Genomic DNA, 24,007 nt, shown 5'->3' with positions numbered 1-24,007 from the left:
CTATTTTCCCACCGTCGCGAGGAGCTGGGGGTCGGCCTGCGGGATGATCACGTGGCTGACGATCAGGTCCTTGCGGATGGCGCTGATGCCGGCCGCGACGGCGGTGCGCACGTCGCCCACCTCGCCGCACAGCGTCACGTAGCCCTTGCCTCCGCCGACGACGGTCTTCACCTCGATGAGGTGGACGTTGGCGGCCTTGGCGCCCGCGTCGGCGGCGAGCACGGCCGCGATCGCCTCCTTCGTCTCGATGATGCCGACCGCGCCGAGGACCTCGACGGGGACGCGCTTGTCGAGGGCGGCGACGACCTGGTTGTGGACGTTGCGGATGAGGACCTCGTCCACCAGCGTTTTTCCCAAGACCTCGCGGCCCGCGCGCATCGAGCTTTCCACCTCACCCAGGGCGCCGGTCACGAAGATGATGTACTTGCCGCGCGCGACGATCGTCGTCTTCGCGAGCTTGATCGACGCCATCTTGACCATGGCGTCCGTCGCCTCGATGCCCTTGGCGATCGAGGATGATTCGAGGAATCCGACGGCGAGGTTGGCGAGCATGGTTCTCCTTACGCGATCCGGAAGTATCCGACGAGCGCGCAGTGCAGCGGGCGCGCGAAATGTGAGGCCTTGGTCAGCCCGTCGCCGGTCGGCGTGCCGATCGACATCGTGGCGTAGCCTTCGCCGAGGCCGAGCCCGTACAAGGTGGGCGCGTTCTTGACGTAGATGGAACACTGCATCGCCCGCCCCATCTTGGTGAGGTTGGCGACGTTGGTGGAGTGCATCGCGGCGGTATGCCGATGCCCTCCTTCAGCTTGCACGGCGAGGTCGATGGCGGCGTCGACGTCACGAGCCACGGTCACCGGCAAGAACGGCATGAGCTGTTCGGTCCAGACCAGCGTATGGTCGTTAGGGACCTCCGCCCAGAGAAGACGGGCTTCCTTGGGGATCTCCAAACCTATTCCTTTGGCCAAGACCGACGCGTCTTTACCGACGAAGTCGCGGTTGAGGACCGGGTCCTTGCATCCACGCCCCCCCGCCTTGATGACGAGCTTCACCAACGCCTCGGTCTGAGCGGCGCTGAGCTCGAAAGCTCGACGGTCGCCGCGCATTCCGGCGAGAAATCTGTCGCGGGCCGCGGCGGTGACGATGACTTCCTTCTCCGCGGTGCAGAGGACGTTGTTGTCGAAGCTCGCGCCGAATATCACGTCTTCCGCGCACTTCGGGAAGACCGCGGTCTCGTCCACGACGACAGGCGGGTTTCCCGGGCCGGCCGCGATGGTCTTGCACGTTTTGCCCACCGTCATCGCGACCTTCACGATCGCGGGGCCGCCGGTGACCATGTTCACGCGCGTGTCGGGATGGGCGAGCAGGTTCTTCGTGTTGTCCTGGGACGGCTTGTCGCAGGTCGTGATGAGGCCGGCGGGCGCGCCGGCGGCGACGGCGGCCTCGCAGAGCAGGCGCATGGTCTCGACGCAGGTCTTGAAGGAGGCGGGGTGCGGCGCGAAGACGACGGCGTTGCCGGCCGCGATGATCGAGATCGCGTTGTTGATGATGGTCGCGGCGGGGTTGGTCGACGGCGTGATCGCGGCGACGACGCCGTAGGCCGCATACTCGACCAAGGTCAGTCCCTTGTCGCCGGTGTAGGCGCGGCTGACGAGATCCTCGACGCCCGGCGTACGCGTTGCACATACCAAGTTCTTCTGGACCTTGTCCTGCCAACGGCCCATGCCGGTCTCCTCGACGGCCATCTTCGCGAGGCGCTCGGCGTTCGCGATGGCGGCCTTGCGCATGGCGCGGATCACTTCGCGTCTGAGTTCCAGCCCGAGGTCCTGAAATTCGCCTTGGGCGGCGACCGCGGCTTGAACGGCGGCGTCTACGGACGGGTAAACGACGGAAGAACATGATCTTAACGGCAACGGATTGGGGAACCTTGCCGGAGCTTCCGACGACTTCGAGGTCAGAACGGAACCCATCTCCTCTTTTTCCAACCGCTTAAGCACTTCGGAGACGATGCGTGCTATTTCTTCACTTTGCATTCGCGTCCTCGGACTTCTTAAACGCCGTCTTTCCGTTCGCTTCGACCGTGTCGACGATGGCGAAGATCACCGCGTCGACGGGCCGGCCTTCGGTGCGCGTGGTCTGTCTGGCACTCGATCCCTGCACGAGAAGCACGAGCTCCCCCTCGCCGGCGCCGACGGAGTCGACGGCGACGAGGGGGCTGCCCTTGGAGGCGCCGGCCAGATCGACGGGCTGCACCAGCAGCAGCTTCGATCCGACCAGCTTCTCATCCTTTAACGTGCAGACGACGGTGCCCGTGACGCGGGCGAAGATCATGTTGGCTCCTTACTTCTTGCGCGCCAAGGTCTCGGGGGAAGAGATCGGCATCTTGCCCTCGAGGTCGGGGTGGGGCTGCGGGATGACGTGCACGGCGATGAGCTCGCCGACTTTCTGCGCGGCGGCGGCGCCGGAGTCGCAGGCGGCCTTGCACGCGGCGACCTCGCCGCGGAACAGCACGGTCACGAGGCCGGTGCCGACCTTCTCGTAGCCGACGATGCGGACGTCGGCGGCCTTCACGGCGGCGTCGGCGGCCTCCACGCAGGCGATCAGGCCGCGGGTCTCGATCATTCCGAGTGCGTTCATTCAGTTTTCTCCTTACGCGATGTGTACGACGTCGCCGGTCTTGATCCCGGCGGCATTGGCTTCGTCCGTGTCGACATGGAATTCCAGGCTGTACTTGTCCGATACGCGCACGACGACGTCTTCGAAGACGGTGGAGCGCCCGCCGCCGGCGCCGCAGCGGACGCGCACGACCTCGCCGGACGCGACCCCCAGATTCTTGGCCTCGCTCGGCGAGAAATGGAGATGACGCTGGGCGATGATGACGCCCTCCTTGATCTCCACCTGTCCCGCGGGACCGATCAGGATCGCGCCCGCCGACCCCTTCACGTCGCCCGACTCGCGCACCGGCGGCTTGAGGCCGATGGCCATCGCGTCGGTGAGCGCCACCTCGATCTGGGTGTGGTCGCGGTACGGAGCGACGAGGCGGATCTTCTTGAGCACGCCCTTGGGGCCCTTCACGTCGATCATCTCCTCGGCCGCGTAGAAGCCGGGCTGCTTGATGTCCTTGACGCGCTTGGGCTCGGCGGACGCGCCGAACAATATCTTGAAATGCTCCTTCGTGAGGTGGCAGTGCTTAACCGAGACGCCGGCGGGAATGTCGAGCTTCGAGCGCTTCATGCGCTTTTCGATCTCGACGGAGAGCCCGGCGATCTCGGTCGGGCTGATCACGCTTTTTGGAATCCCATGATGCGCAGGAAGTCTTTCTTGAGCGAGGCGCCGCCGACGAGAGCGCCGTCCACGTCGGGCTGCGCCATCAGCGAATCCACGTTCTCCGCGGTGACCGAGCCGCCGTAAAGGATGCGCGTGCCCGCGGCGAAGCCGTCGCCGTGGAGCTTGGCCAGCTGGGCGCGAATGAACAGGTGCGCTTCCTGGGCCTGCGCGGGCGAGGCGGTCTTGCCGGTGCCGATGGCCCACACGGGCTCGTAGGCGATGACCACCTTGGGCAGGTCGGCGGGGGCGAAGCCCTTCAGGCCGCCCGCGATCTGCGTCTCGAGCACGCGCCAAGTCTTCTGCGACTCGCGCTCCTCGAGCGTCTCGCCCACGCAGACGACCGGGGTCAGGCCCGCTTTCAGCGCCGCGCCTAGCTTCTTGTTGATCCACTCGTCGGTATCGCCGAACAGCTTGCGGCGCTCGCTGTGGCCGATCAGCACCATGGAGCAGCCCGCGTCCTTGACCTGACCCATCGATATCTCGCCGGTGTAGGCGCCCGAGGCCTCGAAGTATCCGTTCTGCGCCCCGAGGCGGACCGAGGTCCCCTTGAGCACCTCGCCCACGACGGTGATCGCGGTCGCGGGCACGAACACGGCGACCTCGCCCGAGGCCGAATTGGCCCCACCGGCGACGAGTTTAGCCAGCTCGACGGACTGAGCCAAGGTCAGGTTCATTTTCCAGTTACCGGCGAGCAGCGGACGGCGCAAAGGGGATGCCATTTTGTCTCCATTTGTGGCCAATTTGTCCACACTTCCCGGTCTCCGGGCTTCGACTGGAATTCTACCCCATGAACCGGTGGCTGTCAATGCCTCTTCGCAAGGAAAACGACGGCAAAATGACGGGGTCAGGCCTGGCAAAAAGTGAAAAAAGCGGAATGTCTGACACCGACGGCGGGGCGGCTAGAACTGGGACAGGGGGATGACGGTCTCGCCCATCTTGCCGGGGGAGTAGGAGTCGCGCTTGACCGCGCGCTTGCCGCGTTTGATGCGGACGCCGAGGACGTTGACCTTCTTGGCCTCGAGCATGTCCTGGTCGCTGTCGCCGAAGAAGGCGACGAAGTGTCCCTCCTGCATGTGCAGGTGCTTGGCGGTCGGGTCGGGCGTGAAGATGAACGAGCGGGGCGACAGCTTGCGCCACTCTTTTTTCAGCGCGTCGCCGTCGGTCCCCTGGCGCTCGGCCATGATCATGATCCGGAAGCCGAGGCCGCGCAGCGCGCAGGCGAGGCCGAAGGGGACGAGCTTGACGGACTCGAGGTCGTAGGCGTTGTTGAGGGCGGCCCAGAAGGCGGGGCCCTCGCGGGTGACGGCGGCGCCGGAGGCCTTCTCGTAGGCCTTCGACGCGTCGACCAAGGTGTCGTCGTAATCGAAGGCCACGGACAGGTGCCCGATGGTGATGAGGCTGAAGAACAGGCCCCACACGCTCATCATGGCGAGCAGCTTCTTCGTGGTGGTCCAGCCTTTCTCGACCTTCGCGCGCGCGTCCTTGAAGACCATGTCAGTTCTCCCTCAGCTTGAGGCGCCCGACGGCGGGCGCGCTGACGACTCCCTGCTTGCGGGCGCAGGCGCCCAGGGCGTCCCGGGCGAGCACGCCCGTCGCCTCCGACGAGACGAAGCGGTCGAAGACGGAGTAGCCGTCGCCGCCGCTCGTCAGGAAATCCAAGGTGACGATCGTGTAGAGCCTCGCGTCGTCGAGCGGCGCGCCCCCGACGGCGGCCGAGGCGATGCGCTCGCCCGCGGGCTTCGGGCGGAAATACTCGATCTTCGCGCCGGACACCTGGGCGATCTTGCCCATGCCCACGCCGTGGTCGAACACCGCGCGCAGGTCGCGGCCCTTCATGGTCATCTTGACCAGGGCGTTGTCGAACGGCATCACGTTGAAGACGGAGCGCAAGGTGACCGGGCCGGCGGGGAGTTCGGCGCGGATGCCGCCGCCGTTTTGAAGGGCGGCGTCCGTACCGAGGGTTTCTCTATAACAGTCCGCCATCCAGTCGCCGAGGGCGCTCTCCTGATCGGCGTCGCGGCCCATCAAAGCGGGCGCGGTCGCGATGACCGTCTCGAAGATCTTCCCCACCGCCTCCTGGTGCCGGGCGACGATCGCCTTCACGCCGGCGTCCTCCCCGAGGCGGTCGGGCCACAGGTCCAGGAGCTCGTCCGACGAGGCGACGACGGTCTTCGTCCTCGGGTCGATCTCGAGCTCCGCCCGTCCGGCCTTGATCAGGTAATGCCCGGCCTGGACGATCAAGTTCCCGTTCTCGCCGCGGATCGGGCGGCTGAGGAAGGTGTGGGAGTGGCCGCCGACGATGAGGTCGATGCCGGGGACCTCGCGCGCGAGCGTCTGGTCGCCCTCGAACTTCTGGTTCTCCCCCTCGAGGCCGATGTGCGTGACGGCGATGATCACGGTGGCGCCCTGCTTCTTGAGCGCCTTCACCGCCTCGCGCGCGACGTCCGCCTCGCGGCGGAAGTCGAGGCCGAGGATGTTCTTCGGGAAGGCGAGGCGCGGCATGTTCGACGTCGTCAGGCCGAAGACGCCGAACTTGACGCCGGCGACCTCCTTGACGATCCAGGGCCGGACCCAGGGGACGAGCTTGCCGTCGGCGCCGTAGGTGTTCGCCGAGAGCACGGGCATCTTCATCTTGGCGATCAACGCCCGCAGCGAATCGCCGCCGTCGTCGTACTCGTGGTTGCCGACGACGATCGCGTCGTAGCCGACCGCGTTGAACACGTCGGCGACGGCCTCGCCCTTGGTCAGCGAGCCCTCGGGCGTGCCCTGCCACCAGTCGCCCGCGTCGAGGACGAGCTTCGGGCCGGAGTCCTTGGCGATCAGCGCGGCGAGCGCGGCGCCCCCGCCGATGAGCCGCTCCTTCTGGAACTTGTCCGGGCGCGGCATGATCCAGCCGTGCACGTCGTTGGTGTGATAGACGCGGACCTTGATCGTCTCCGCGGCCCCGGCGCGCGCGCCGGCGAGGAGGACGACGACGAGGAGGAAACGGGACAGGATCATTCGACCAGGCCTCCGGCCAGCGCGTCGCATGCCTGCTGCATCGCCTCGGCGGCGTTCGACAGCCGGGTGGACACGGTCTCGCGCTTGAGCGCGTTCATCAGGGACGGGAGCTCGTGCGCCTCCGAGCGGGTGAGCCGGCGCAGCCGCTCCGCCTCGCCCGCCCACTTCTTGGCGAGGAGCAGCCCCTCGGTCCGGGCCTTTCCCCGGCCCGCGGCGGCGGCGGCGAGCGCCTTGGCGGCCTCGCGCACGGCCTCGGCGGTCTTGACCAAGCCGTCGTCGGGCTCGACGCCGTAGCGCACGGCCTCGGCCACGGCCTGGGCCGAATGCTCGACGGCCTCGCGCAGCGCGAAGGACGCGTCGGCCGCGTCGGTCTTGGGGAAGCCCCGGAGGCCTTTATTGGCGAGCACCGCGGCCTCCCTCCAGCCCAGGGCGCGCAGGCGCGCGGTGCGCGCGGCCGACAGCGCCGACGGCGCGGGGCGCCGGAACCAGGCCGCGGCGGCGGTCGCCGCCGCCACGAGCGTCTCCGTCTGGCCTTTCAGGCTCTCCGCCGCGCTTCTCCCCATGGGAGCGTGAGTGTATTAAATTTTCTCGAGGGTCGACAGCAGGCAGCGGACGCCGCCCCGGTCGGCGTCGGGGATCGTCTCGAGGACCAGACGCAGGCCGGCGCGCTCGAAGCGCTCGCGGAAAGCGCGACGGTGCGCGAGCTCCGCCGCGCCGGCGAACGCGTGCGACATGACGAGGCGCCCGCCGGGCTTAAGCCACGACGCGATCCGCGGGAACAGCGCCTCGAACTCCGCCTGCACGCCGGGCCGGTCCAGATAGTAAAGGACCTCGGCCACGACCACGGCGTCGAAGGGGGCCTCAGGCCCCGGCTCCCAGGTCATCAGGTCGCCTTCCGCGAAGCGCGCCGACGGCGCGCGGCGGCGCGCCCGCGCGAGCGCCACGGCGGAGATGTCGAGGGCGAGGACCGACGACGCGCGGCGCGCGAGCCTCTCGGTGAAATGACCCTCGGCGCAGGCCGCCTCGAGGACGCGTCCGAGGGGCGCGCCGCCCAGGGCCGCCTCCAGGGCGCCCAGGCGGGCGATCTCGTACGGCTCGGTGGAGTAGGAGAACGGGTCCTCCCGCTTGCCGAACTGGCGGTTGAGCTTGCGGCGGGTCTTGAACGCCTGCCAGGACACGCGCAGCCCCGACCAGAGGCTCACCGCGTCCTCTTCGCGCCCAGCAGGTCCTTGAGCCTCTCGGCGTCGCGGAAGGACGCCCGGTGGGAGAAGGCGATATAGGCGGGGACGTCGGCCGCGGCCGAGGAGATTGTGGCCATATTGTCCACACCCAAAGACCCCATGCGGGCGATGAGGGGACGCATGTACAGGAAGACCCCTTTGGCGGGCGGCCGCTGGCGCAGGGGGTCGAAGGCCCGGATCAGCCCCAGCTCCGCGCACACCTTGTCCTCGAGGGAGGACCACTCGCTCCCCCGCGGGTGCCAGACGACCGTCAGCTGGCCGCGAGAGATGCCCTTGAAGAACCGGTACATGTCGCGCAGGCGGTCGGAGCCGGGCTGAAAGGACGCCGGGGTCTCGAACACCACGATCTTAGCCCCCAGGGCCTCGGCCGCGGCCTTTGTGGCCATCCAGGCCTCATGGACCTCCAGGCTTTCCCGGAACGCCCCGCACAGGGCCTGGCGATGCTTGGGAAGCTTCCGGGCGCCGGCCGGAAAGCCGCGGTCGTCGGGGCCGTGCGTGATCGTCCTCAGGGCCTGCAGGGCGGCTTCGCCGCCCGCGGGGATGTCCGCCCGCCAGGCGGCCAAGGTCTCGAGCCGCGGAAGGCCCTTGCCGGTATCGGTCTCCACGAAGGACAGGGAGCGCCAGTAGCGGTCCCGTCCGATGGGGTAGCCGGCGCAGCCGACCCGTATCATCCGAAAAGGCTGAACTCCGGCTCGCGCCGGGGGCGCTGGACCGTCTCCGGCAGGCGCCGGGACCAGCGCAGGCAGTACCAGGCCAAGGCCAGCAAGGCGAGCCCGTAAACGAGCTCGAACAGGGAGAACCGGGCCCACTGGGCGCGCGTGACGAAGGCCCAGGCCTTGGGAGCATACTGGTTGGCCTCCGGCTCGCCGCCCAGGAGGTCGTAGACCCCCTTGACAGCGGCCAGCCCGCCCCACCCGGCGAAAATCGCCGCGGCGAGACGGGCCAGTCCACGGATCTTGATCGTCTCCATGGGAGACGGTCCGATCAACGCTTCGAGAACTGGAAGCGCTTGCGGGCTTTCGGCTGACCGGGCTTCTTGCGCTCGACCATGCGGGGGTCGCGGGTCAGGAAGCCGGCGGCGCGAAGGGCCTTCTTGTGCTTCTCGTCGAGCTTGACGAGGGCGCGGGAGATGGCGTGACGGGCCGCTCCGGCCTGGCCGGAGATGCCGCCGCCGACGACCTTGACGATGAAGTCGTGGTTCTTGGCGGCCTCGATGATCGTGATCGGCTCGGTGACGTCCCGGACCTGATGGGGAAGGCCGTGGAAGTACGCCTCGACGGGCTTCTTGTTGACGGTGACTTTGCCCTCGCCCTTCGGCAGCAGGCGGCACTGCGCGACGGAGGTCTTGCGGCGGCCGGTGGCCCAGATCGCTTCGGTTTTGCTCATGGTGTCCTTACTTGGCCTTCGGCGCGTTGACGGCCGAATGCGGGTGCTTGTCTCCGACGTAGATCTTCAGGCGAACCAGCTGCTTGCGGGCGAGGCGGTTCTTGGGAAGCATGCGGCGCACGGCGAGCATCATGATCCGGCGGGGATCGCGCTCCATCTGGCGCTTCATCGGCATGACCCGGGCGCCGCCGGCGAAGCCGGAGTGCGAGAAGTAGGTCTTCTGGTCGATCTTGTTGCCGGTCAGCTTGATCTGCTTGCAGTTCGTCACGACGACGAAATCTCCGCAGTCCACGTAATCGGTGTAGGTAGCCTTGCCTTTTCCACGAAGTAGATCGGCGGCCTTCGTCGCGATGCGTCCGAGCACGAGGCCCTTCGCGTCGATGTGATGCCATTTGCGGGTGTTCGCCGCCTGGCGGGGAGGATGCATATAGCTGTTCTGAGGCATAGTGGTTAATCTTAACAAATTCCCCCGTCGGGGAACAAGGTTTATTACGGGGATTTCGGAGGGCGCCGGGTGCCGAAAGTCTCGCCGTTCGGAGACCGCCAGTACACCTCGAGCTTGAGCTTGGCGCGGGTATAGACCGTGACGCCGGCGGGCGTCAAGCGGCCGTCCCCGTCGAAGAGGCGGCGGCCCTCCCAATCGGTCAGCTTCAGGGCCCATTTCGCCCCGGCGCCCTTCTTCTCGAAGTACTCGATGGCGTCCTGGGTGAGGTGGAAGAGGTACTTGTCGTGGCCCTCCTTCGTGAGCAGGCGGGGGGCCGCCGTCTCCTTGCCGCGGCGGGGGGCGGTCCAAGGGCGCGTGCCGCCGAACTTCCTCTTCAGATAGGCGAGGGCGTCCGCCTCGGCCATCCGGATCCGGCCCAGGAGCTGGGCGTCGGCCGGGGCCCAGGCGGTCTGGTCCGGCGCGAGGATGCGCCGCACCCACATCTCCTCCAGGAGCGCGGCGCGGTCTTCGACGACGAGGGCCGGCTCGGGCGCCGCGGGCTCGTGCCCTCCCAGTTCCCCCGCCCGGGCCGACGCGGCCAGCAGCAGAAGAAGGACGAGCTTCACTTGGCGGCGAGGATGCGGGGCAGGACCACTCCGACCTGGTCCATGTACTTGCCCTTGCGGTCGGAGTAGGAGGTCTCGCAGACCTGGTCGCCTCCGAAGAAGAGGAGCTGGGCGATGCCCTCGTTGGAGTAGATCTTCGCGGGCAGGGGCGTGGTGTTGGATATCTCGATGGTCAAGAAACCCTCCCAGCCGGGCTCAAGGGGAGTTACGTTTATGATAATGCCGCAGCGGGCGTAAGTGGACTTGCCCAGGCAGACCGCGAGCACCTCGCGGGGGATCTTGAACTTCTCGAGGGAGCGGGCGAGCGCGAACGAGTTCGGGGGGACGACGCAGGTCGGGGCCTTGATGTCGACGAACGCCTTCTCGTCGAACTTCTTCGGATCGACGAGCGTGCCGTGCACGTTCGTGAAGACTTTATACTCATCCGCGACGCGGATGTCATAACCATACGAAGACAGGCCGTAGGAGATCTTGTCCTTGCCGTCCTGATGCTCGACGAACGGGTCGATCATCTTCTGGGTCTGGGACATCTCGCGGATCCACTTGTCGGACTTGATCATCTGGGGCTCCTTCGTCGGTGTGAATGATTATAACTGTTTCCGGAAACAGTTAAAGCCGCTCCGCCGCGACCTGGCCGGACAGGCACGCGGACTCGATCGTCGCGGGGAAACCGGTGCGCGTCCAGTCCCCGGCGAACGAGAAGCCGGGCATGCCGGTCCCGGGGTCGGGGCGTTTGGCCTCGGAACCGGGGGCCGGGGACAGCGTCGCGAAGGGCTCCTTGACGACCTTGCTCGCCAGGATCTTCGCTTTCGGGAACTCGGGCAGGCACGCGGCCAAGTCGCGGGTCGCCGCGGCCATGATCTTCTCGGGCGAATACCCGATCTGCTTGTGCGCGCCGGAGATCACCACGGCCACCGTCTGGCCCGCTTCCTTCGTTCCGTGGATCAAGGTCTTGTTGAACACCCAGTGGGTCTCGGTGTGAAGCATGCCCAGGAACCGCTCGGTCATCACCGGGCGGTCGAGCTTGAGCGTCGCGCCGACGATGGGCGCGGGGGCCAAAGTCTCCCAAGGGCCGCGCAGCGCGGCGGGAAGGCCCAGCTTTTTCAGATCCCACGGCGGCAAAGTCGAAACGACATGGCTTGCCTCGAAGCGGGAGTCCATGTCGGTCTTGATCCCGCGCACACGGCCGCCTTCCTCGATGAGACTCGCCGCCTTCGCGTTCGAGATCACGCGGCCGCCGCGGGCCTCGACGTAGTCGCGGGCGGCGTCGGTGTACAGCTCGGAGAGGCTGGTCTTCGCCAAGGCGAAGCGGGAGGACTCGCGGCCGGTGAAGAACATCGTGCGCAGGGCCTGGATGAAGCCCGCCGCGGAGGCGACCTCGGGCGCGTCGTTGAGGATGCCGATGGCGGCGGGATCGAAGAACCGGGTCTGGAAATTGGACGAAAGACCGAGCGAGGTCAGCCACGCCCGGACCGTCATCTTCTCGACGGCGTCCGGGATCGGGCCGGTCTTCATGGCCTTGAGCGCGCGGTCGAACGCGAGCAGCGCCGTTTTCTCCCCGAGAGACACGCCCTTGAGGCCTATGAGTCCGGCGGCCAGGTGCAGCGGCGCCGGGAGCCACGACGGGCAGGACAGGCGGTCGCGCCGGCCGCCCGCCTCGGCATAATCCACCACGACGTCCTCGTAGATGTCGAGCTTGGCTTCGGTCCCGATCGTCTTCAGGAACTTGCGCGTGGCGAAGTAGCAGCCCATGAACAGATGCTGGCCGTTGTCGATGTCGAGGCCGTTCTCGTTGAAAGAGTAGGCGCGCCCGCCGAGATGCGGCTTCTTGTCGAGAACGAGCACCTTCCTGCCCTTCGCCGCGAGGGCGACCGCGCACGACAATCCGGCGAAGCCTCCGCCGAGGACGATGACGTCGTTCTTCTCAGATCCCATGGCAGAAAAGCCAGGCGCGGAAGGCGAGGGCCGCCTTCCGCCAGCCCGGCAGGCTGGTCTTGGAGAAGAGCACGCGGAACTCCCGCGCCTTGATCTCGTCGAGCAGGCCCTCGTAGACGTGGGCCATGACCTCGGCCGGCAGCAGGCCCAGGCGGTCGCGGAAATCGACGAGGTTGCGCGCGCGGGCGTAGTAGGCTTTCGCCCGCTTGTACTGCCCTTCCATGAGACGGTCGAACGCGGGGCCGTGATCTCGAAGAACGAGCCTATCGACGGAATAGCCCGCGTCGCGGATCTCGGACAACGGCAGGTAGACGCGGCCGATCTCGAGGTCGGCGCCGACGTCGCGGATGATGTTGGTCAGCTGGAAGGCGTAGCCGAACGTCGTCGCGAACTCGTACATGCGCTCCTTCGGGGTGTACGTCCAGCCGAAGATGTGCACGCACATGATCCCGACCGAGGAGGCGACGCCGCGCATGTAGCTCTCGAGGTCGGCGATCGTCTCGTAGCGGGTCCCGTCGAGGTCCATCGCGCAGCCGCGGATCATCTCGAGGAACGGCTCCTTGGGGATCTTGTAGTCGGCGATCGGCTTGAGAAGCGCCCGGGACACCGCGTGAGTCGGCGCGCCTTGATAGAGCCGCTCGATCTCCTCGCGCCAGAACTCAAGCTGGCGGCGGGCCTCGTCCTTCGGAGTCCCCGGTTCGTCGACGATGTCGTCGATGAGGCGGCAATAGGCGTAGACGGCGGACAACGCCTCGCGCTTGGGCTTCGGGAGGAGCAGGAAGCCCAGGAAGAAGTTCGACTTCTTCTCGGCGGGGGCCGGCGCGGAGGTCATGTGCCGATGAGGGCGCGCGCGACCAGAGGGATCCATTCCCGTTTCTTCAGGGTCGGACGCGTCCGGATGGTGTCGAAGTCGAGCTTGTGGATCAGCTTGAGGATCTGCATGCCGCCGTACCAGGTCAGGCGGATCTCGAGGGAGAGCGGCCAATGCAGCAAGGCCGGCAGCGGCCGGCCTTGCTCGAACAGCGCGCGCGTGCGGGTCACCTGGAACTTCATCAGGTTCTTGAAGCGTTCGTTGTAGACGCCCATGCGCAGGTCGGCCTCGGAGTAGCCGTGGGCCTTGAAGTCCTCGTCGGGGATGTAGACGCGGTCCTTCTTGAGATCGACGGAGACGTCCTGCCAGAAATTGGCCAACTGCAGGCCGGTGCAGATCGCGTCCGAGTAGCGGAAGAGCTCCGGATCCTTGTAGCCGTGGATCATCAGGACGATGCGCCCGACGGGATTGGCCGAACGGCGGCAGTAGTCGATCACTTCGTCGTACGTCGCGTAGCGGCTTTTCTCCGTGTCCTGGAGGAAGGCGGAGAGGAGGTCGTCGAACGGCTCCTTGGGCAGCTCGAGCTCCTTGATGGTCTGGCCGAGCGCGACGAACACCGGATGCGTCGACGGGCGCTTGCCGACGTCGGCCAGCATCGAGCGCCAGTTCAGCAGGCACTCGCGCCGGCGGCCCTCGTACTCCGGCTCGTCGGACATGTCGTCGGCGATGCGCGCGAAGGCGTACAGCGCCGCGACGTGCTTGCGCAGGCGCTTGGGCAGCAGCAGCGACGCGACCGGGAAGTTCTCGTAGTGCGAATCCGCCAGGTTCTGGCAGAAGCGGTAAGACCCGGAGACGTCGTTCGGATCCGAGAGCTTCGCCTCGTAGGCCCTGAGCGTGTCCGCCATCACTTCTTGCCTATGCCGATGCGCGTGCGGCCGTCGCCGCGCTTGGCCGTGATGCGCTTGAGCGGGGCGTTGGACCACTCGAACTCGAACTCCCCGCAGCGGACGCGGTCGCCGTTCTGCACCCCCGCCTTCTTGAGGGCGCGGTCCACGCCGATGCGCTTGAGCGTGTGCTGGTAGCGGTTGATCGCCTCGGGCAGGCTGACGTCGAGCATCGCCGACGCCCGCTCGACGAACTTGCCGCGAAGGATGAAGCTTCCTCCGCCCTGGTTCTCGACGGTGAAGCCCTGCTCGACCTTGTGGATCGAGTCGTCGACGGTCTTCTCCGCGAAATGGATGGGGCCGTCGTGCTTGGCGAGCTCGGCGATGACCTTGTCGAGGAGGGCGTCCACGCCGTCGCCGGTGGCCACGGAGATCGCCAATATCCCCTTGTGCTTCCTTTTGAGGGCCTTAAGGATCTCCGCGCTCTCGGGAAGGTCGGTCTTGTTGAGCACGAGGAGCTTCTGCTTGGTCGCGAGCTTGGGGCTGAACTTCTTGAGCTCCTTCTCGATGGTCTTGATCCCGGCCTCCGGGTCCTCGCCCATATAGCCGGCGGGGTCGATGAGGTGGATCAGCAGGCGGCAGCGCTCGGTGTGCTTGAGGAACTTGACGCCGAGGCCCTTGCCGTCGGCCGCGCCCTCTATCAGGCCCGGCAGATCGGCCACGACGAAGCTGACGTGCTTGTGGTAGGCGACGCCGAGGTTCGGCGACAAGGTGGTGAACGGGTAGTTGGCGATCTTCGGGCGGGCGTTGGAGACGCGCGAGACGAAGCTCGACTTGCCGGCGTTAGGATAGCCGACGAGGCCGACGTCGGCGAGGAGCTTGAGCTCCATGTCGAGCGTGACCTTCTCGCCGGGACCGCCCTTTTCGGCCAAGCGGGGCGCGTTGTTGAGGCGGGTCTTGAAGGACCAGTTGCCGCGGCCGCCGCGGCCGCCCTCTCCGGCGCGCCAGCGCTGCCCTTCCTCGTGCAGGTCGGCGACGAGCATGCCGTCGCGGTAGATGAGCGTGCCGACGGGAACGGGGATCTCGACGTCGTCGCCCTTGTGCCCGTGCTTATGGGAGCCCTTGCCGTGGCCGCCGCGGCCCGCCGTCACGTGCGGGCGGAAGTGCAGGTCCATCAGAGTGGTCAGGCGGGACGCCGCCGTGAACCAGACGTCGCCGCCGCGGCCGCCGTCGCCGCCGTTGGGTCCGCCCCACTCCATGTACTTCTCGTGCTTGAACGAGAGGCAGCCGTCGCCGCCGTCGCCCGCGGCGACGTAGACTTTGACTTTATCGATGAAGTTCATGGGAGGTGTCTCTGGAAGCAAAACGGCCGCCGGTATTGCCGGCGGCCGTCGTCGGCGCGCGTGAGCGCGCCGGGTTGATCTACTTGGCGGCTTTCGCGAGCTTCGCCGGAGCGGCCTTCGCGACTGCGGGGTACACGGACGCGCGCTTCTTGTCCTTGTACGCCCACTCGAAGGTCACGACGCCGTTGATCTTCGCGAACAGCGTGTCGTCCTTGCCGCGGCCGACGTTGAGGCCGGGAAGGATCTTGGTGCCGCGCTGGCGCATGATGACCATGCCGGCCTTGACGACTTCTCCGCCGTAGCGCTTGACGCCGAGGCGTTGACCGTGGGAATCACGGCCGTTGTTGGATGAGCCCTGTGCTTTTGTTGAAGCCATAGTTTTTTAATTAAGAGAGATGCTCTCGATCTTGATCGACGTGAGCCACTGCCGGTGACCCTGGGTCTTCTTGTAAGCCTTCTTGGTGCGCTTCTTGAAGACGATGATCTTCTGGCCCCGGCCCTGCTTGACGACGGTCGCCGTGACCTTCGCGCTGCGCGTGGACTTCGGCTCCTGGCCTTCCGGAGCGTCGCCGACGGCCCAAAGCGCGTCGAACGTCAGCTTGTCGCCTTCCTTGGCCTCCAGCTTCTCGACCTTGACGGTCTCGCCGGGAATGACCCAAAGTTGTTTTCCGCCCGTCTCGATGATCGCGTACATAGGACTCCTGTTGAGGTAGGCGTACATCATAACAAAATCCCCGACGAGTGACAAGGCGATTCTCAGCGGACGCCGGACGCCCTAGCCGTATCGTTGCTACAGCACAGGCCGTCATGATCCTATATGAGAAGGACCGCGCGCTCTATCTCAACCTGACCAACCGCTGCCCGGTCTCCTGCGGCTTCTGCGTCAAGGTCCCCTGGGACTACCTGTTCGAGGGCAACGACCTCCGCATCAAAGGGCCCGAGCCCACGGCGGCGGCGCTGATCAACGCGCTCGAGGCCAAGCTGGGCGCGGGCGGGGACTGGCGGGAGGTCGTGTTCTGCGGCTTCGGCGAGTCCACTTACCGCCTGGAGGAGATGAACAAGGTCGGCCTCTACCTCAAGACCCATTACCCGAAGGTGAGGCGCCGTCTGAACACCGTCGGCCTGGGCGACCTGATCTGGGGCCGGGACATCACCCCGGAGCTGGCCGGGTATCTCGACGAGGTCGCCGTCAGCCTCAACACCGCCGACCCGAAGCAGTGGGTCGAGCTGCTGCGCCCCGCCCCGGCGTACCGCGACGCCGGGTTCGCCGCTTCGCGGCGATTCGCCGCCAACTGCGTCAAGGCGGGGATCCGCACGCGCGTCACCGCCGTCGAGCTCCCTGAGGTGGACCTCAAGCCCCTGGAGCTCTACGCCGAGTCGATCGGCGCCGATTTCACCGCCCGCCCGATCCTCGCCTGACCCTGGACGCGCGGCCGGGCCGCTGTTACACTCTAAGAGGAAGGTCCCCCATGGCTAAAACCCGCGCCGCCGGCAAGATCCACCTGACCGCCAACCAGCACAAGGTCATCAAGGACAAGTACCTGCGCGACTCCCCGTCGGCCGAGGCGTGGCTGATGGGCGTCGCCCGCAACGTCGCCCTCGGAGAGGTGCTCAGCCATCCCAAGGCCGAGTCTTGGGGCGTCTTCGTCGGAGTCGAGCGCAAGGTCGTCCTGGTCCCCGCCGTCGACGGCGCCGCCGCCGGGCGCATGATCCTCTTCCACCAGGGCCTGCCCGACAACGACGCGCGGCAGGCCAACTTCTCGCGCCTGCTGGCCAACCTGGAAAAGGCCTGCGCCAAGCACCCCGAGGCCAAGGCCCTGCGCGAGGAGTGGGCGGCCAGATTCTACGGCCTGATGGCGGGTTGGGACTTCCTGCCGAACTCCCCGACCTTGATGAACGCCGGCCGCGAGCTGCAGCAGCTCTCCGCCTGCTACGTCCTGCCCGTGCCCGACTCGATGGAGGGCATCACCAAGTCGCTCGCCGCGCAGTCGATGATCCAGAAATCGGGCGGCGGCACCGGCTTCTCCTTCTCCTCGCTGCGCCCGAAGGGCGATCCGGTCAAGAAGACGCAGGGCGTGGCGTCGGGCGCGCTGTCCTTCATGAAGCTGTTCGACACGATGACCGACGTCGTCAAGCAGGGCGGCACGCGCCGCGGCGCCAACATGGCGATCCTCCGCTACGATCACCCGGAGATCATGGACTTCATCAAGATGAAGACCCAGCCGGGCGTCATGGAGAACTTCAACATCTCCGTCGGCGTGGACGCCGCCTTCATGCGCGCGGTCCTGGCCGACGCCGAGTACGACCTGATCAACCCGCGCTCGGGCAAGCCGGACGGCAAGCTGCGCGCCAAGGAGGTCTTCGACGCGATGGTCGACCTCGCGTGGAAGACGGGCGACCCGGGCTACGTCGTCCTCGACCGCATCAACGCCTCGGGCTCCAACACGACGCCGGCGCTCGGCCAGATCGAGAGCACCAATCCGTGCGGCGAGCAGCCGCTGCTGCCGTGGGAGCCGTGCAACCTGGGCTCGCTCAACCTCGGCGCGTTCGTGACCGGCGAGACCGGCGCGGGACGCTGGGACTTCCCGCGCCTGAAGGAGACGGTCGCCCTCGCGATCCGCTTCCTCGAGGACGTCATCGAGGTCAACGACTACCCGCTGCCGGAGATCGAGCGGCTCGCCAAGGGCAACCGCCGCATCGGCCTGGGCGTGATGGGCTGGGCCGAGGCCTTGGTCAAGAGCGGCGTCGCGTACGGGGACCCCGAGGCGCTCAAGCTCGGCGACAAGGTCATGTCGTTCATCAACGGCGCCGCGCTCGAGGCCTCCGAGAGGATCGCCCGCGAGCGCGGGGTCTTCCCCAACTGGACGGACTCGGCCTACGATCCGGAGTCGGAGCATTTCCGGGGCGAGAAGCGGCATCCCCGCCACTGCGCGCGCACGACCATCGCGCCGACGGGGACCATCGCCATCGCCGCGGGACTGCAGGGCGGGGGCATCGAGCCGTTCTTCGCGATCGCGTATACGAGATACAACGCCAAAGCCCTCGAGCTGTTGAAGCACGGCAAACAACCGGACGACAAAGACGTCTTTTTCGAGGTCAATCCGCTGTTCAAAGAATACGCCGAGAAGAACAAGTGGTTCGGCAAGGACGAGAAGAGCTTGATGCGGGCCATCGACTCGAATCACAAGTCGTTGGCCGGCCTTCCCGAGATCCCCGATTCCGTTCAAAAACTCTTCGCCACCGCCCACGACGTTTCCGTCGAGACCCACGTCCGCATGCAGGCCGCCTTCCAGCGCCACACCGACAACGGCGTCTCCAAAACGATCAACCTGCCCGAGGAGGCGACGGCCGACGACGTCCGCGGCGCCTATCTCCTGTCCTACGAGCTCGGCTGCAAGGGCATCACCGTGTACCGCGACGGCTCGAAGGCCCAGCAGGTGCTCAACCTTTCCTCCACCCCGTCAAAAGGGAAGCGCCGCACGCCGGAGGCCTCGCTCGGCCTCGACGCCGAGTACTACCAGCTCCGCACCGGCTACGGGCCGCTGCACGTGCACATCAACTACGACGAGAAGGGGCCTTTCCAGTTGTTCACCAACATCCCCCCGCTCGGCACCGAGATCGCGGGGCTGACCTCGCTCGTGGGCATCCTGATCTCGAAATACCTGGCGGAGGGCGGAGATCCGCTGCGCCTGCTCAAGCACCTCAACTCGGTGAAGGGCGACCGCCCGATCGGCCTGGGGCCCAACCGCGTGGACTCCATCCCCCACGCGCTCGCCATCGCCCTGCGCGCCCATCTCAAGAAGACCGGCTGGATCGACGGCGGAGTCCCCGTCGAGCCCGCCGCCGAGACGGCGGTCTCGGAGCATTGCCCGAAATGCTTCTCGCGCAACGTCTCGCACGAATCGGGCTGCTCCGGCGTGACCTGCCACGACTGCGGCCACTCCGAGTGTTCTTGAGCGCGAGACAGCCCTTGTAATTCCTGGTATTGGGGACTATACTGCCCCGACCCACCATTACCATGCGTTCAACCATCGCTTCGGCGGTCCTCCTTCTCGCCTTCCAAAGCAGCATTTCACAAGCGACCGAACCGCCCCCTACACGGCAGAGGCAAACCACGTATGAGTTTTCTCCGACCGGCGGCGGGCTCACCGACCTTCAAGTATTGCCGTCGGGTGCCGCCTATATCGCCGGGGTGACCAACGGGGGGCCGTTTCTCAGCCGAGTAGGGCCGGACGGGACCCTTTCCTGGATCGTCTACGAGCCGTTTCCACCGTATTCAGCCGGTTTCCAAGGAGGCTTGGCCGTCGACTCGAACGGTAACGCCTACCGCATCTATACGGATTTCACGACAATTTTCGGTGAGATCGTCATAGTCAAGTATTCACCCGAAGGCGTCCGCCTTCAAGAGGCACGTCCTGCGTCGTCGAATCCTGGTGCATCCATCATAGCCAATGGTCTCGCGCTCGATGCCGGCCGAGGAATCCTTTACGCCACCATGGACTTTACTGACACCGATTTCGAAACCGCAGGATTGGTTGTGCAATTCGACTTAAACTTGGCTGAAGGCCCTCGCGACGTCTATCGCAGGCGAGACAATTTTTCGACCATTGGGGTGGTTGGAGCAATTCATGTCTCGCCGACCGGTAAAGTGAGCGTTCCGATTCGAGAGCAGGGCAACTTCGAATTCGTTCCCTTCCGCTGGCTATTCTTGCGGTATGACCCAGGACTTTTGAACAGAGTCGAAGAGTTGCTGCCATCGGCCGGCATCCTCAGTACGACGCAATCACAATCGCTCGGAGACATGTACGGCATTATAAGTCCCGCCATTCCAACCTTTCCTCCTTCCCCGCCCACGTATATGCGAGTCGCCCCGACGTTCGGTACTCAACGTCCGGCGCCACCGGGCAGGCTGATCGGAGTCGGGCCAGAAGCTGAGACCTATGGAGGCCTAGGTTCACGTCAAGTTCAGAAATTCGACGCGTCTGGTGTCGCCGCATGGACCACACCGATAGTGACAGACGCGGGCAAAGACGACGCCGACTTCGCCCGCGTCAGCAATTCCGCTCTTTACTTGGCTGGTAGCTTCATAGTCTCAGGCCGGCGCCGTGTCTACCTCGACCGTTATGGCCGGGCAACGGACACCCTTTCAGTCGCCTTGGAGCCCTCGAGCGTGAAGCCCGGCGCCAAGACTCAAGTCCGGGTGTCGCTGAAAAACTCGCAGGGCATTCCTATCGCCGATAGGGATGTGACCTTCATCGCGGAGCCGGTGGTAAATTCGGGCGGGCACGATCACAGCGGTGGCAGGCCCGTGGGGACATTCTCAGGGAGCAGCATCCAGCTTTCGACCGCGCCGCATGGGCGGACGGGCCCTGACGGCAAACTGACCGCGACTTATACCGCCAGCGCGTTTGGCGGACAGGAAACGATCAAGGTTCACCTGACGGATACGCCGAACGTCTCGACTTCGGCGGTACTCGAGGTCAGAGTGCCGGGGTTAATGCCTCTGCCGGCTGCCGCCACTTATACCAAGGACGGGGGCACCTGTCAGCACCACGGTCCAGATGCTCCCCCTGGCTGCGTAAGCCCGGATCAAAATCATTTTGGAACCGCAGCGACCAACACCGCGATAGCCGCCATTGCCGCTGAATGGCTCGCATTCGCCGGGGCGACACGCATGCTTGAGATCAACGACATGAGCCTACAGCTGGGCGGAGGTTTTGATGTCGGAGGGAACTGGACGGCCGATATCGTGGATCAGTTCCCCGCGGATAGGAAGCGTTGCAATTCCACCGGACACTGCGAGCACCGAGATGGAACTGCGGCCGATTTCCAGGTCAGCACGAATCTCAGTCCCGGCGCCTTGACGCAAAAGCAACAGCAGAAATTGCGCGATATTATTCTGTCTCGGGGCGGAAGTCGAATCCATGTAGAAGGGAGTCATTGGCATGTGCGCTTCTAAAGCTTCTCTGTCTGTCCGATTCCTCATCGCGGCATGGCTTTTGATTGCCTGTGTTTCAATAAGTTCTGCACTTACGGCTGCTGAGATCGGCTATGAACCCCATAACAAAGCTACAGCAACCGTTACTGTTCTCATCAGCCCGATCAACGGGCACCTCGAGTATATCTATGACGTAAAAAATAGCACGAGCAGCGAACGCGCGATAACTTCGTTTAAGATTCAAATCGATGTGCCTGTTTCCTCAGCAACTACGACCGGGCCAACCACCTGGGATTCATTCGACTGTTGCATTCAAGATAAAAACCGCATGCTCGCTTCGAACATCGTCGTGGGCGGATGGCTTTATGGCGTGGAATCATCTCAAATTCAACCTGGCGCAACCTTATCAGGCTTCAAAATCACGGCTCAAAGCGTTCCTGGAATAAAGCGCTATTTCATCGAGAGCAACAGTGCCACCGTGGTACCGGAGGCTGAGCCCGGAGATCAAGAGGAGGCCGATGCCCTCACTGAGCTGACGGATTTTTTCAACGACACCACCTCAGGCGTGACCTTAGGCCCGGAGCCAGTCCCCGATCTCATCGATCCGACATCGCTGATCGACCGCCTGATCGCATTTATGCACCAATCCGTCTCCCTCGGCTGGTTTTTTGGTCACGGCTCCGAGGGCATCGTAAAGAGCCTGGACGCAAAGCTAGATGCCGCCAAGGTCTCCATCGCACGCGGCCAGAACAAAACCGCGGTGAACCAATTGAACGCCTTCGTCAAAGAGTTGCAGGCCGAACGCGACAAACATGTCAACGGGAGCGCCTTCTTACTGCTGAAGCTCAACGTGGACTTCATCGTCGGGAAGTTGGGATCATGAACAAAATCCTTGTTTTCATTTTTCTCTGCACGTCTCCCGCACAAGCCGACGTATTGGACCGCATGTACGAGATATACAGTTCTCCCAACACCTCAGCGTCATGGAAGCTGCGCATGCGCGAAGAGATGCTGCGATACAGCCGGGCGCTCGAATTAAACGAACCGTCTCCAAGCGGAGGAGACCCCTTCGCGGTGTCGACGGCGGAAACCGTCAAGCCCGCGAGTTTTAACGCGGGAAAGGCAGCGGCCTTCGCCGTGTCCGAGACCCCGGCGGCGGTGCGCCTGACCGACGGCACGGGCGTCAGTCTCCCGAAGGGCGCCCTGCGCGAGGACGCGATAATCACGGTCGAGACGATACCGGAGACGCCGGCCTCGCCGACTGCCCGCAGACGCGCGGAATTTAAGCTCTCGGCCGTCTCTGAAAGCGTCGAATTCGGCCCACACGGCACGAGCTTTCGGGTTCCAGTCCAAATCGCGCTTGCTTACGATCCCGCCGTCGTCCGCGCGAAAAATCTGAATGCACGAGATATCAAGATTCATTACTGGAACGAAGCCACACAGGCCTGGGAACCGTTGCCGTCGACCGTGGACGAGTCGGCGCATCTGGTCCGGGCGCAGAGCGCCCACTTTTCTCTATACCAGGCGATGGGTTCCGGCGGTATCGGAGTGCTGGCGACGGGAGCCTACGGACTAGTTGACATCTACGCCTTCCCCAATCCTGCGCGCGGTCGAACGGTCACGATCCGCGTCCAGGTCGGCAACGCGGACTCCGTATCGGTGAAGATCTACGATTTGGCGGGCCGCAGAATCCATGAGATGAGCGCAACCAGCGCCGCGATCCTAGACGACGGCAACGGCAAGGGCGCTCAACCGACCTCCGATATGACGTGGGATACGAGCGACGTCGGCAGCGGAGTCTATACCTATGTCATGACGGCCACTAGGAACGGGGAATCCGACATCAAGGTGGCCAAGAAAGTAGCGGTGATACGCTGAGGGACATGAGACGACTATTGGCCGTCGGACTGCCCGTGTTCCTGGCAAGCTCTGCCCTCGGCGGTGAGACTGCGTCTTTCCTCGATATCGGCACGGGCGCGCGCGGCCTCGGCATGGGCGGAGCGTATACGGCACTGGCGGACGACGCGAATGCTCTCTACTGGAACCCGGCCAGATTGTCTAGACTCGAAAAACGCGAATTCACGGCAAATCACGCTGCGATGTTCGAGAGCACACGATTCGACTTCCTCGCTTACGCTCATCCGACGAGCCAGGGAACCTTCGCGGCAGGCCTCACCTATCTCAGCCAAGGCAAGATCGACGGGCGCGACAGCCTAGGACGGCCGACGTCCAACTTTAACGCCTCGGACGCAGCCGTGAGCGCGGCGTATGCCCGCAAGTTGGATTTTGCCCAAATCGGCGCGAGCGTCAAATACATTCGCAGCCACATCGGCTCAACCGAGGCGCAAACGGTTGCCGCTGACGTCGGTGCCGGGCGCGAGTTTGGAAGGCTCGCTGTCGGCGCGGCGCTTCGAAACCTCGGCCCCGGCCTCAAATTTGAGGATCAGCGCAACGATCTTCCGCTGAGGCTGGCCGTTGGTACGGCCTATAAGTTCGAGGGCGGTCACGCGGCGGCGGCCGAGATCGTCAGCGGTCCGCGAGGCGCGGGGACGGACGCCGCCCTCGGCGGCGAATACCAGGTCGTCAAGAATATTTACCTGCGCGCGGGCTATACGACTCGGACGGCGATCACCGGTGGCTCGGGTTTCGACGCGGCACGCGGCCTGACGATGGGTCTGGGTTTTCGAAACGAAAAGTGGGGCCTCGACTATGCCGTGCTTCCATCGGGCGAGCTTGGGCGCTCGCACAGGTTCACCCTAGCTATTCGCTGGTAGGGATTACGAGCCCGCCGCTCTAGCTATCCCTGCCGGGCAGCGGCCTGTTGGAATCGGGCACGAAAGTCCCGCCCTCGCGCCGGTGTCCCGCTGCCGGCGAAGGCGGCGCAGTCTCGTCTCCGGAGGGCGCGCCCCCGTCCCCCGCGCCCACTTCGGGGACGGGCAAGGGAATCTCGATGACCGGCTCCACGATCGGGGGGACGGACTCGGGCGCAGGCGGTGCTCGACGCGTGGCCGCCCATAGAGTGACGATCAAGCTGAACGCGAGAAGCGCCGCCAGCCAAGGATAAGCCTTCAGGAGGCCGACAAAGGAAGAAGGCG

Annotated in this window: 28 protein-coding genes; 6 read left to right on the top strand and 22 right to left on the bottom strand. The window is 65.3% G+C overall.

Annotated elements, in window-relative coordinates; all coding sequences use genetic code 11:
- From HYV14_08140 to rplU, 22 genes are all read right to left on the bottom strand, one after another.
- Nucleotides 1-552, bottom strand: coding sequence for a BMC domain-containing protein (locus tag HYV14_08140; protein ID MBI2385969.1), 552 nt, complete (start codon nucleotides 550-552; stop codon nucleotides 1-3).
- 8 nt (nucleotides 553-560) lie between these two features.
- Entirely contained in the window at nucleotides 561-2,030 is a 1,470-nt protein-coding gene (locus HYV14_08135; GenBank protein MBI2385968.1) for an aldehyde dehydrogenase, read from the bottom strand.
- Nucleotides 2,020-2,328, bottom strand: a complete 309-nt coding sequence (locus HYV14_08130) for a EutN/CcmL family microcompartment protein (GenBank protein MBI2385967.1) — start codon at nucleotides 2,326-2,328, stop codon at nucleotides 2,020-2,022. Before HYV14_08130 ends, HYV14_08135 begins: the two co-directional genes overlap by 11 nt.
- A gap of 9 nt (nucleotides 2,329-2,337) precedes the next feature.
- Complete coding sequence (locus HYV14_08125; protein ID MBI2385966.1) at nucleotides 2,338-2,634, bottom strand: BMC domain-containing protein; 297 nt, start codon at nucleotides 2,632-2,634, stop codon at nucleotides 2,338-2,340.
- Nucleotides 2,635-2,646: 12 nt separating this feature from the next.
- Complete coding sequence (gene pduL, locus HYV14_08120) at nucleotides 2,647-3,231, bottom strand: phosphate propanoyltransferase (GenBank protein MBI2385965.1); 585 nt, start codon at nucleotides 3,229-3,231, stop codon at nucleotides 2,647-2,649.
- Nucleotides 3,232-3,278: 47 nt separating this feature from the next.
- Nucleotides 3,279-4,043: a triose-phosphate isomerase gene (locus HYV14_08115; GenBank protein MBI2385964.1), complete on the bottom strand. Its 765-nt coding sequence runs from the start codon at nucleotides 4,041-4,043 to the stop codon at nucleotides 3,279-3,281.
- 180 nt (nucleotides 4,044-4,223) lie between these two features.
- Nucleotides 4,224-4,817, bottom strand: a complete 594-nt coding sequence (locus HYV14_08110) for a hypothetical protein (GenBank protein MBI2385963.1) — start codon at nucleotides 4,815-4,817, stop codon at nucleotides 4,224-4,226.
- A gap of 1 nt (nucleotide 4,818) precedes the next feature.
- On the bottom strand, nucleotides 4,819-6,324 hold the full coding sequence (locus tag HYV14_08105) for a bifunctional metallophosphatase/5'-nucleotidase (protein ID MBI2385962.1): 1,506 nt from the start codon (nucleotides 6,322-6,324) through the stop codon (nucleotides 4,819-4,821).
- Nucleotides 6,321-6,887 carry a hypothetical protein gene (locus tag HYV14_08100; GenBank protein MBI2385961.1) on the bottom strand — a complete coding sequence of 189 codons (567 nt, stop codon included), beginning with the start codon at nucleotides 6,885-6,887 and terminating at the stop codon, nucleotides 6,321-6,323. Before HYV14_08100 ends, HYV14_08105 begins: the two co-directional genes overlap by 4 nt.
- A 15-nt stretch (nucleotides 6,888-6,902) precedes the next feature.
- Nucleotides 6,903-7,526, bottom strand: a complete 624-nt coding sequence (locus HYV14_08095; protein ID MBI2385960.1) for a class I SAM-dependent methyltransferase — start codon at nucleotides 7,524-7,526, stop codon at nucleotides 6,903-6,905.
- Nucleotides 7,523-8,236 (bottom strand): DUF72 domain-containing protein, encoded by a 714-nt coding sequence (locus tag HYV14_08090; GenBank protein ID MBI2385959.1) that lies wholly within the window; start codon nucleotides 8,234-8,236, stop codon nucleotides 7,523-7,525. The genes HYV14_08095 and HYV14_08090 overlap by 4 nt, the downstream gene beginning before the upstream one ends.
- Complete coding sequence (locus HYV14_08085; GenBank protein MBI2385958.1) at nucleotides 8,233-8,535, bottom strand: hypothetical protein; 303 nt, start codon at nucleotides 8,533-8,535, stop codon at nucleotides 8,233-8,235. Before HYV14_08085 ends, HYV14_08090 begins: the two co-directional genes overlap by 4 nt.
- A gap of 14 nt (nucleotides 8,536-8,549) precedes the next feature.
- On the bottom strand, nucleotides 8,550-8,951 hold the full coding sequence (gene rpsI, locus HYV14_08080) for a 30S ribosomal protein S9 (protein ID MBI2385957.1): 402 nt from the start codon (nucleotides 8,949-8,951) through the stop codon (nucleotides 8,550-8,552).
- A gap of 7 nt (nucleotides 8,952-8,958) precedes the next feature.
- Nucleotides 8,959-9,396 carry a 50S ribosomal protein L13 gene (gene rplM, locus HYV14_08075; GenBank protein MBI2385956.1) on the bottom strand — a complete coding sequence of 146 codons (438 nt, stop codon included), beginning with the start codon at nucleotides 9,394-9,396 and terminating at the stop codon, nucleotides 8,959-8,961.
- A gap of 44 nt (nucleotides 9,397-9,440) precedes the next feature.
- Entirely contained in the window at nucleotides 9,441-10,001 is a 561-nt protein-coding gene (locus HYV14_08070; GenBank protein ID MBI2385955.1) for a hypothetical protein, read from the bottom strand.
- Nucleotides 9,998-10,561, bottom strand: coding sequence for a dCTP deaminase (locus HYV14_08065; protein ID MBI2385954.1), 564 nt, complete (start codon nucleotides 10,559-10,561; stop codon nucleotides 9,998-10,000). The genes HYV14_08070 and HYV14_08065 overlap by 4 nt, the downstream gene beginning before the upstream one ends.
- Nucleotides 10,562-10,610: 49 nt before the next feature.
- Complete coding sequence (locus tag HYV14_08060) at nucleotides 10,611-11,936, bottom strand: FAD-dependent oxidoreductase (protein ID MBI2385953.1); 1,326 nt, start codon at nucleotides 11,934-11,936, stop codon at nucleotides 10,611-10,613.
- Nucleotides 11,926-12,768, bottom strand: coding sequence for a squalene/phytoene synthase family protein (locus HYV14_08055; GenBank protein ID MBI2385952.1), 843 nt, complete (start codon nucleotides 12,766-12,768; stop codon nucleotides 11,926-11,928). The genes HYV14_08060 and HYV14_08055 overlap by 11 nt, the downstream gene beginning before the upstream one ends.
- Entirely contained in the window at nucleotides 12,765-13,652 is an 888-nt protein-coding gene (hpnC, locus tag HYV14_08050) for a squalene synthase HpnC (protein MBI2385951.1), read from the bottom strand. Before hpnC ends, HYV14_08055 begins: the two co-directional genes overlap by 4 nt.
- On the bottom strand, nucleotides 13,652-14,974 hold the full coding sequence (obgE, locus tag HYV14_08045; protein MBI2385950.1) for a GTPase ObgE: 1,323 nt from the start codon (nucleotides 14,972-14,974) through the stop codon (nucleotides 13,652-13,654). The genes hpnC and obgE overlap by 1 nt, the downstream gene beginning before the upstream one ends.
- Nucleotides 14,975-15,053: 79 nt before the next feature.
- Nucleotides 15,054-15,350: a 50S ribosomal protein L27 gene (rpmA, locus tag HYV14_08040; protein ID MBI2385949.1), complete on the bottom strand. Its 297-nt coding sequence runs from the start codon at nucleotides 15,348-15,350 to the stop codon at nucleotides 15,054-15,056.
- 6 nt (nucleotides 15,351-15,356) lie between these two features.
- Nucleotides 15,357-15,668, bottom strand: a complete 312-nt coding sequence (rplU, locus tag HYV14_08035; protein MBI2385948.1) for a 50S ribosomal protein L21 — start codon at nucleotides 15,666-15,668, stop codon at nucleotides 15,357-15,359.
- A gap of 113 nt (nucleotides 15,669-15,781) precedes the next feature.
- On the opposite strand from rplU, the gene HYV14_08030 reads away from it, so the two are divergent.
- The 6 genes from HYV14_08030 (at nucleotide 15,782) to HYV14_08005 (ending at nucleotide 23,686) form a co-directional block, all read left to right on the top strand.
- Nucleotides 15,782-16,393 (top strand): metallo cofactor biosynthesis protein, encoded by a 612-nt coding sequence (locus tag HYV14_08030; GenBank protein MBI2385947.1) that lies wholly within the window; start codon nucleotides 15,782-15,784, stop codon nucleotides 16,391-16,393.
- Nucleotides 16,394-16,443: 50 nt separating this feature from the next.
- Nucleotides 16,444-18,930, top strand: a complete 2,487-nt coding sequence (locus HYV14_08025) for an adenosylcobalamin-dependent ribonucleoside-diphosphate reductase (GenBank protein ID MBI2385946.1) — start codon at nucleotides 16,444-16,446, stop codon at nucleotides 18,928-18,930.
- 341 nt (nucleotides 18,931-19,271) lie between these two features.
- Complete coding sequence (locus HYV14_08020) at nucleotides 19,272-20,933, top strand: hypothetical protein (protein ID MBI2385945.1); 1,662 nt, start codon at nucleotides 19,272-19,274, stop codon at nucleotides 20,931-20,933.
- Nucleotides 20,920-21,795: a hypothetical protein gene (locus tag HYV14_08015; protein MBI2385944.1), complete on the top strand. Its 876-nt coding sequence runs from the start codon at nucleotides 20,920-20,922 to the stop codon at nucleotides 21,793-21,795. Before HYV14_08020 ends, HYV14_08015 begins: the two co-directional genes overlap by 14 nt.
- Nucleotides 21,792-22,790: a T9SS type A sorting domain-containing protein gene (locus HYV14_08010; GenBank protein MBI2385943.1), complete on the top strand. Its 999-nt coding sequence runs from the start codon at nucleotides 21,792-21,794 to the stop codon at nucleotides 22,788-22,790. Before HYV14_08015 ends, HYV14_08010 begins: the two co-directional genes overlap by 4 nt.
- 5 nt (nucleotides 22,791-22,795) lie before the next feature.
- The gene (locus tag HYV14_08005) at nucleotides 22,796-23,686 is read left to right on the top strand and encodes a PorV/PorQ family protein (protein MBI2385942.1); all 891 of its coding nucleotides are present in this window, start codon (nucleotides 22,796-22,798) and stop codon (nucleotides 23,684-23,686) included.
- Nucleotides 23,687-24,007: the final 321 nt, after the last annotated feature.

The sequence above is a fragment of the Elusimicrobiota bacterium genome (genome assembly GCA_016182905.1).
GTDB lineage: Bacteria > Elusimicrobiota > Elusimicrobia > UBA1565 > UBA9628 > GWA2-66-18.
This window is presented reverse-complemented; position numbering and strand designations above follow the sequence as displayed.

Coding starts and splice junctions, on each gene's coding strand:
- HYV14_08140 (MBI2385969.1), bottom strand. CDS start 552: ATGCTCGCCAACCTCGCCGTCGGATTCCTCGAATCATCCTCGATCGCC.
- HYV14_08135 (MBI2385968.1), bottom strand. CDS start 2,030: ATGCAAAGTGAAGAAATAGCACGCATCGTCTCCGAAGTGCTTAAGCGG.
- HYV14_08130 (MBI2385967.1), bottom strand. CDS start 2,328: ATGATCTTCGCCCGCGTCACGGGCACCGTCGTCTGCACGTTAAAGGAT.
- HYV14_08125 (MBI2385966.1), bottom strand. CDS start 2,634: ATGAACGCACTCGGAATGATCGAGACCCGCGGCCTGATCGCCTGCGTG.
- pduL (MBI2385965.1), bottom strand. CDS start 3,231: ATGAAGCGCTCGAAGCTCGACATTCCCGCCGGCGTCTCGGTTAAGCAC.
- HYV14_08115 (MBI2385964.1), bottom strand. CDS start 4,043: ATGGCATCCCCTTTGCGCCGTCCGCTGCTCGCCGGTAACTGGAAAATG.
- HYV14_08110 (MBI2385963.1), bottom strand. CDS start 4,817: ATGGTCTTCAAGGACGCGCGCGCGAAGGTCGAGAAAGGCTGGACCACC.
- HYV14_08105 (MBI2385962.1), bottom strand. CDS start 6,324: ATGATCCTGTCCCGTTTCCTCCTCGTCGTCGTCCTCCTCGCCGGCGCG.
- HYV14_08100 (MBI2385961.1), bottom strand. CDS start 6,887: ATGGGGAGAAGCGCGGCGGAGAGCCTGAAAGGCCAGACGGAGACGCTC.
- HYV14_08090 (MBI2385959.1), bottom strand. CDS start 8,236: ATGATACGGGTCGGCTGCGCCGGCTACCCCATCGGACGGGACCGCTAC.
- HYV14_08085 (MBI2385958.1), bottom strand. CDS start 8,535: ATGGAGACGATCAAGATCCGTGGACTGGCCCGTCTCGCCGCGGCGATT.
- rpsI (MBI2385957.1), bottom strand. CDS start 8,951: ATGAGCAAAACCGAAGCGATCTGGGCCACCGGCCGCCGCAAGACCTCC.
- rplM (MBI2385956.1), bottom strand. CDS start 9,396: ATGCCTCAGAACAGCTATATGCATCCTCCCCGCCAGGCGGCGAACACC.
- HYV14_08065 (MBI2385954.1), bottom strand. CDS start 10,561: ATGATCAAGTCCGACAAGTGGATCCGCGAGATGTCCCAGACCCAGAAG.
- HYV14_08060 (MBI2385953.1), bottom strand. CDS start 11,936: ATGGGATCTGAGAAGAACGACGTCATCGTCCTCGGCGGAGGCTTCGCC.
- HYV14_08055 (MBI2385952.1), bottom strand. CDS start 12,768: ATGACCTCCGCGCCGGCCCCCGCCGAGAAGAAGTCGAACTTCTTCCTG.
- hpnC (MBI2385951.1), bottom strand. CDS start 13,652: ATGGCGGACACGCTCAGGGCCTACGAGGCGAAGCTCTCGGATCCGAAC.
- obgE (MBI2385950.1), bottom strand. CDS start 14,974: ATGAACTTCATCGATAAAGTCAAAGTCTACGTCGCCGCGGGCGACGGC.
- rpmA (MBI2385949.1), bottom strand. CDS start 15,350: ATGGCTTCAACAAAAGCACAGGGCTCATCCAACAACGGCCGTGATTCC.
- rplU (MBI2385948.1), bottom strand. CDS start 15,668: ATGTACGCGATCATCGAGACGGGCGGAAAACAACTTTGGGTCATTCCC.
- HYV14_08030 (MBI2385947.1), top strand. CDS start 15,782: ATGATCCTATATGAGAAGGACCGCGCGCTCTATCTCAACCTGACCAAC.
- HYV14_08025 (MBI2385946.1), top strand. CDS start 16,444: ATGGCTAAAACCCGCGCCGCCGGCAAGATCCACCTGACCGCCAACCAG.
- HYV14_08015 (MBI2385944.1), top strand. CDS start 20,920: ATGTGCGCTTCTAAAGCTTCTCTGTCTGTCCGATTCCTCATCGCGGCA.
- HYV14_08010 (MBI2385943.1), top strand. CDS start 21,792: ATGAACAAAATCCTTGTTTTCATTTTTCTCTGCACGTCTCCCGCACAA.
- HYV14_08005 (MBI2385942.1), top strand. CDS start 22,796: ATGAGACGACTATTGGCCGTCGGACTGCCCGTGTTCCTGGCAAGCTCT.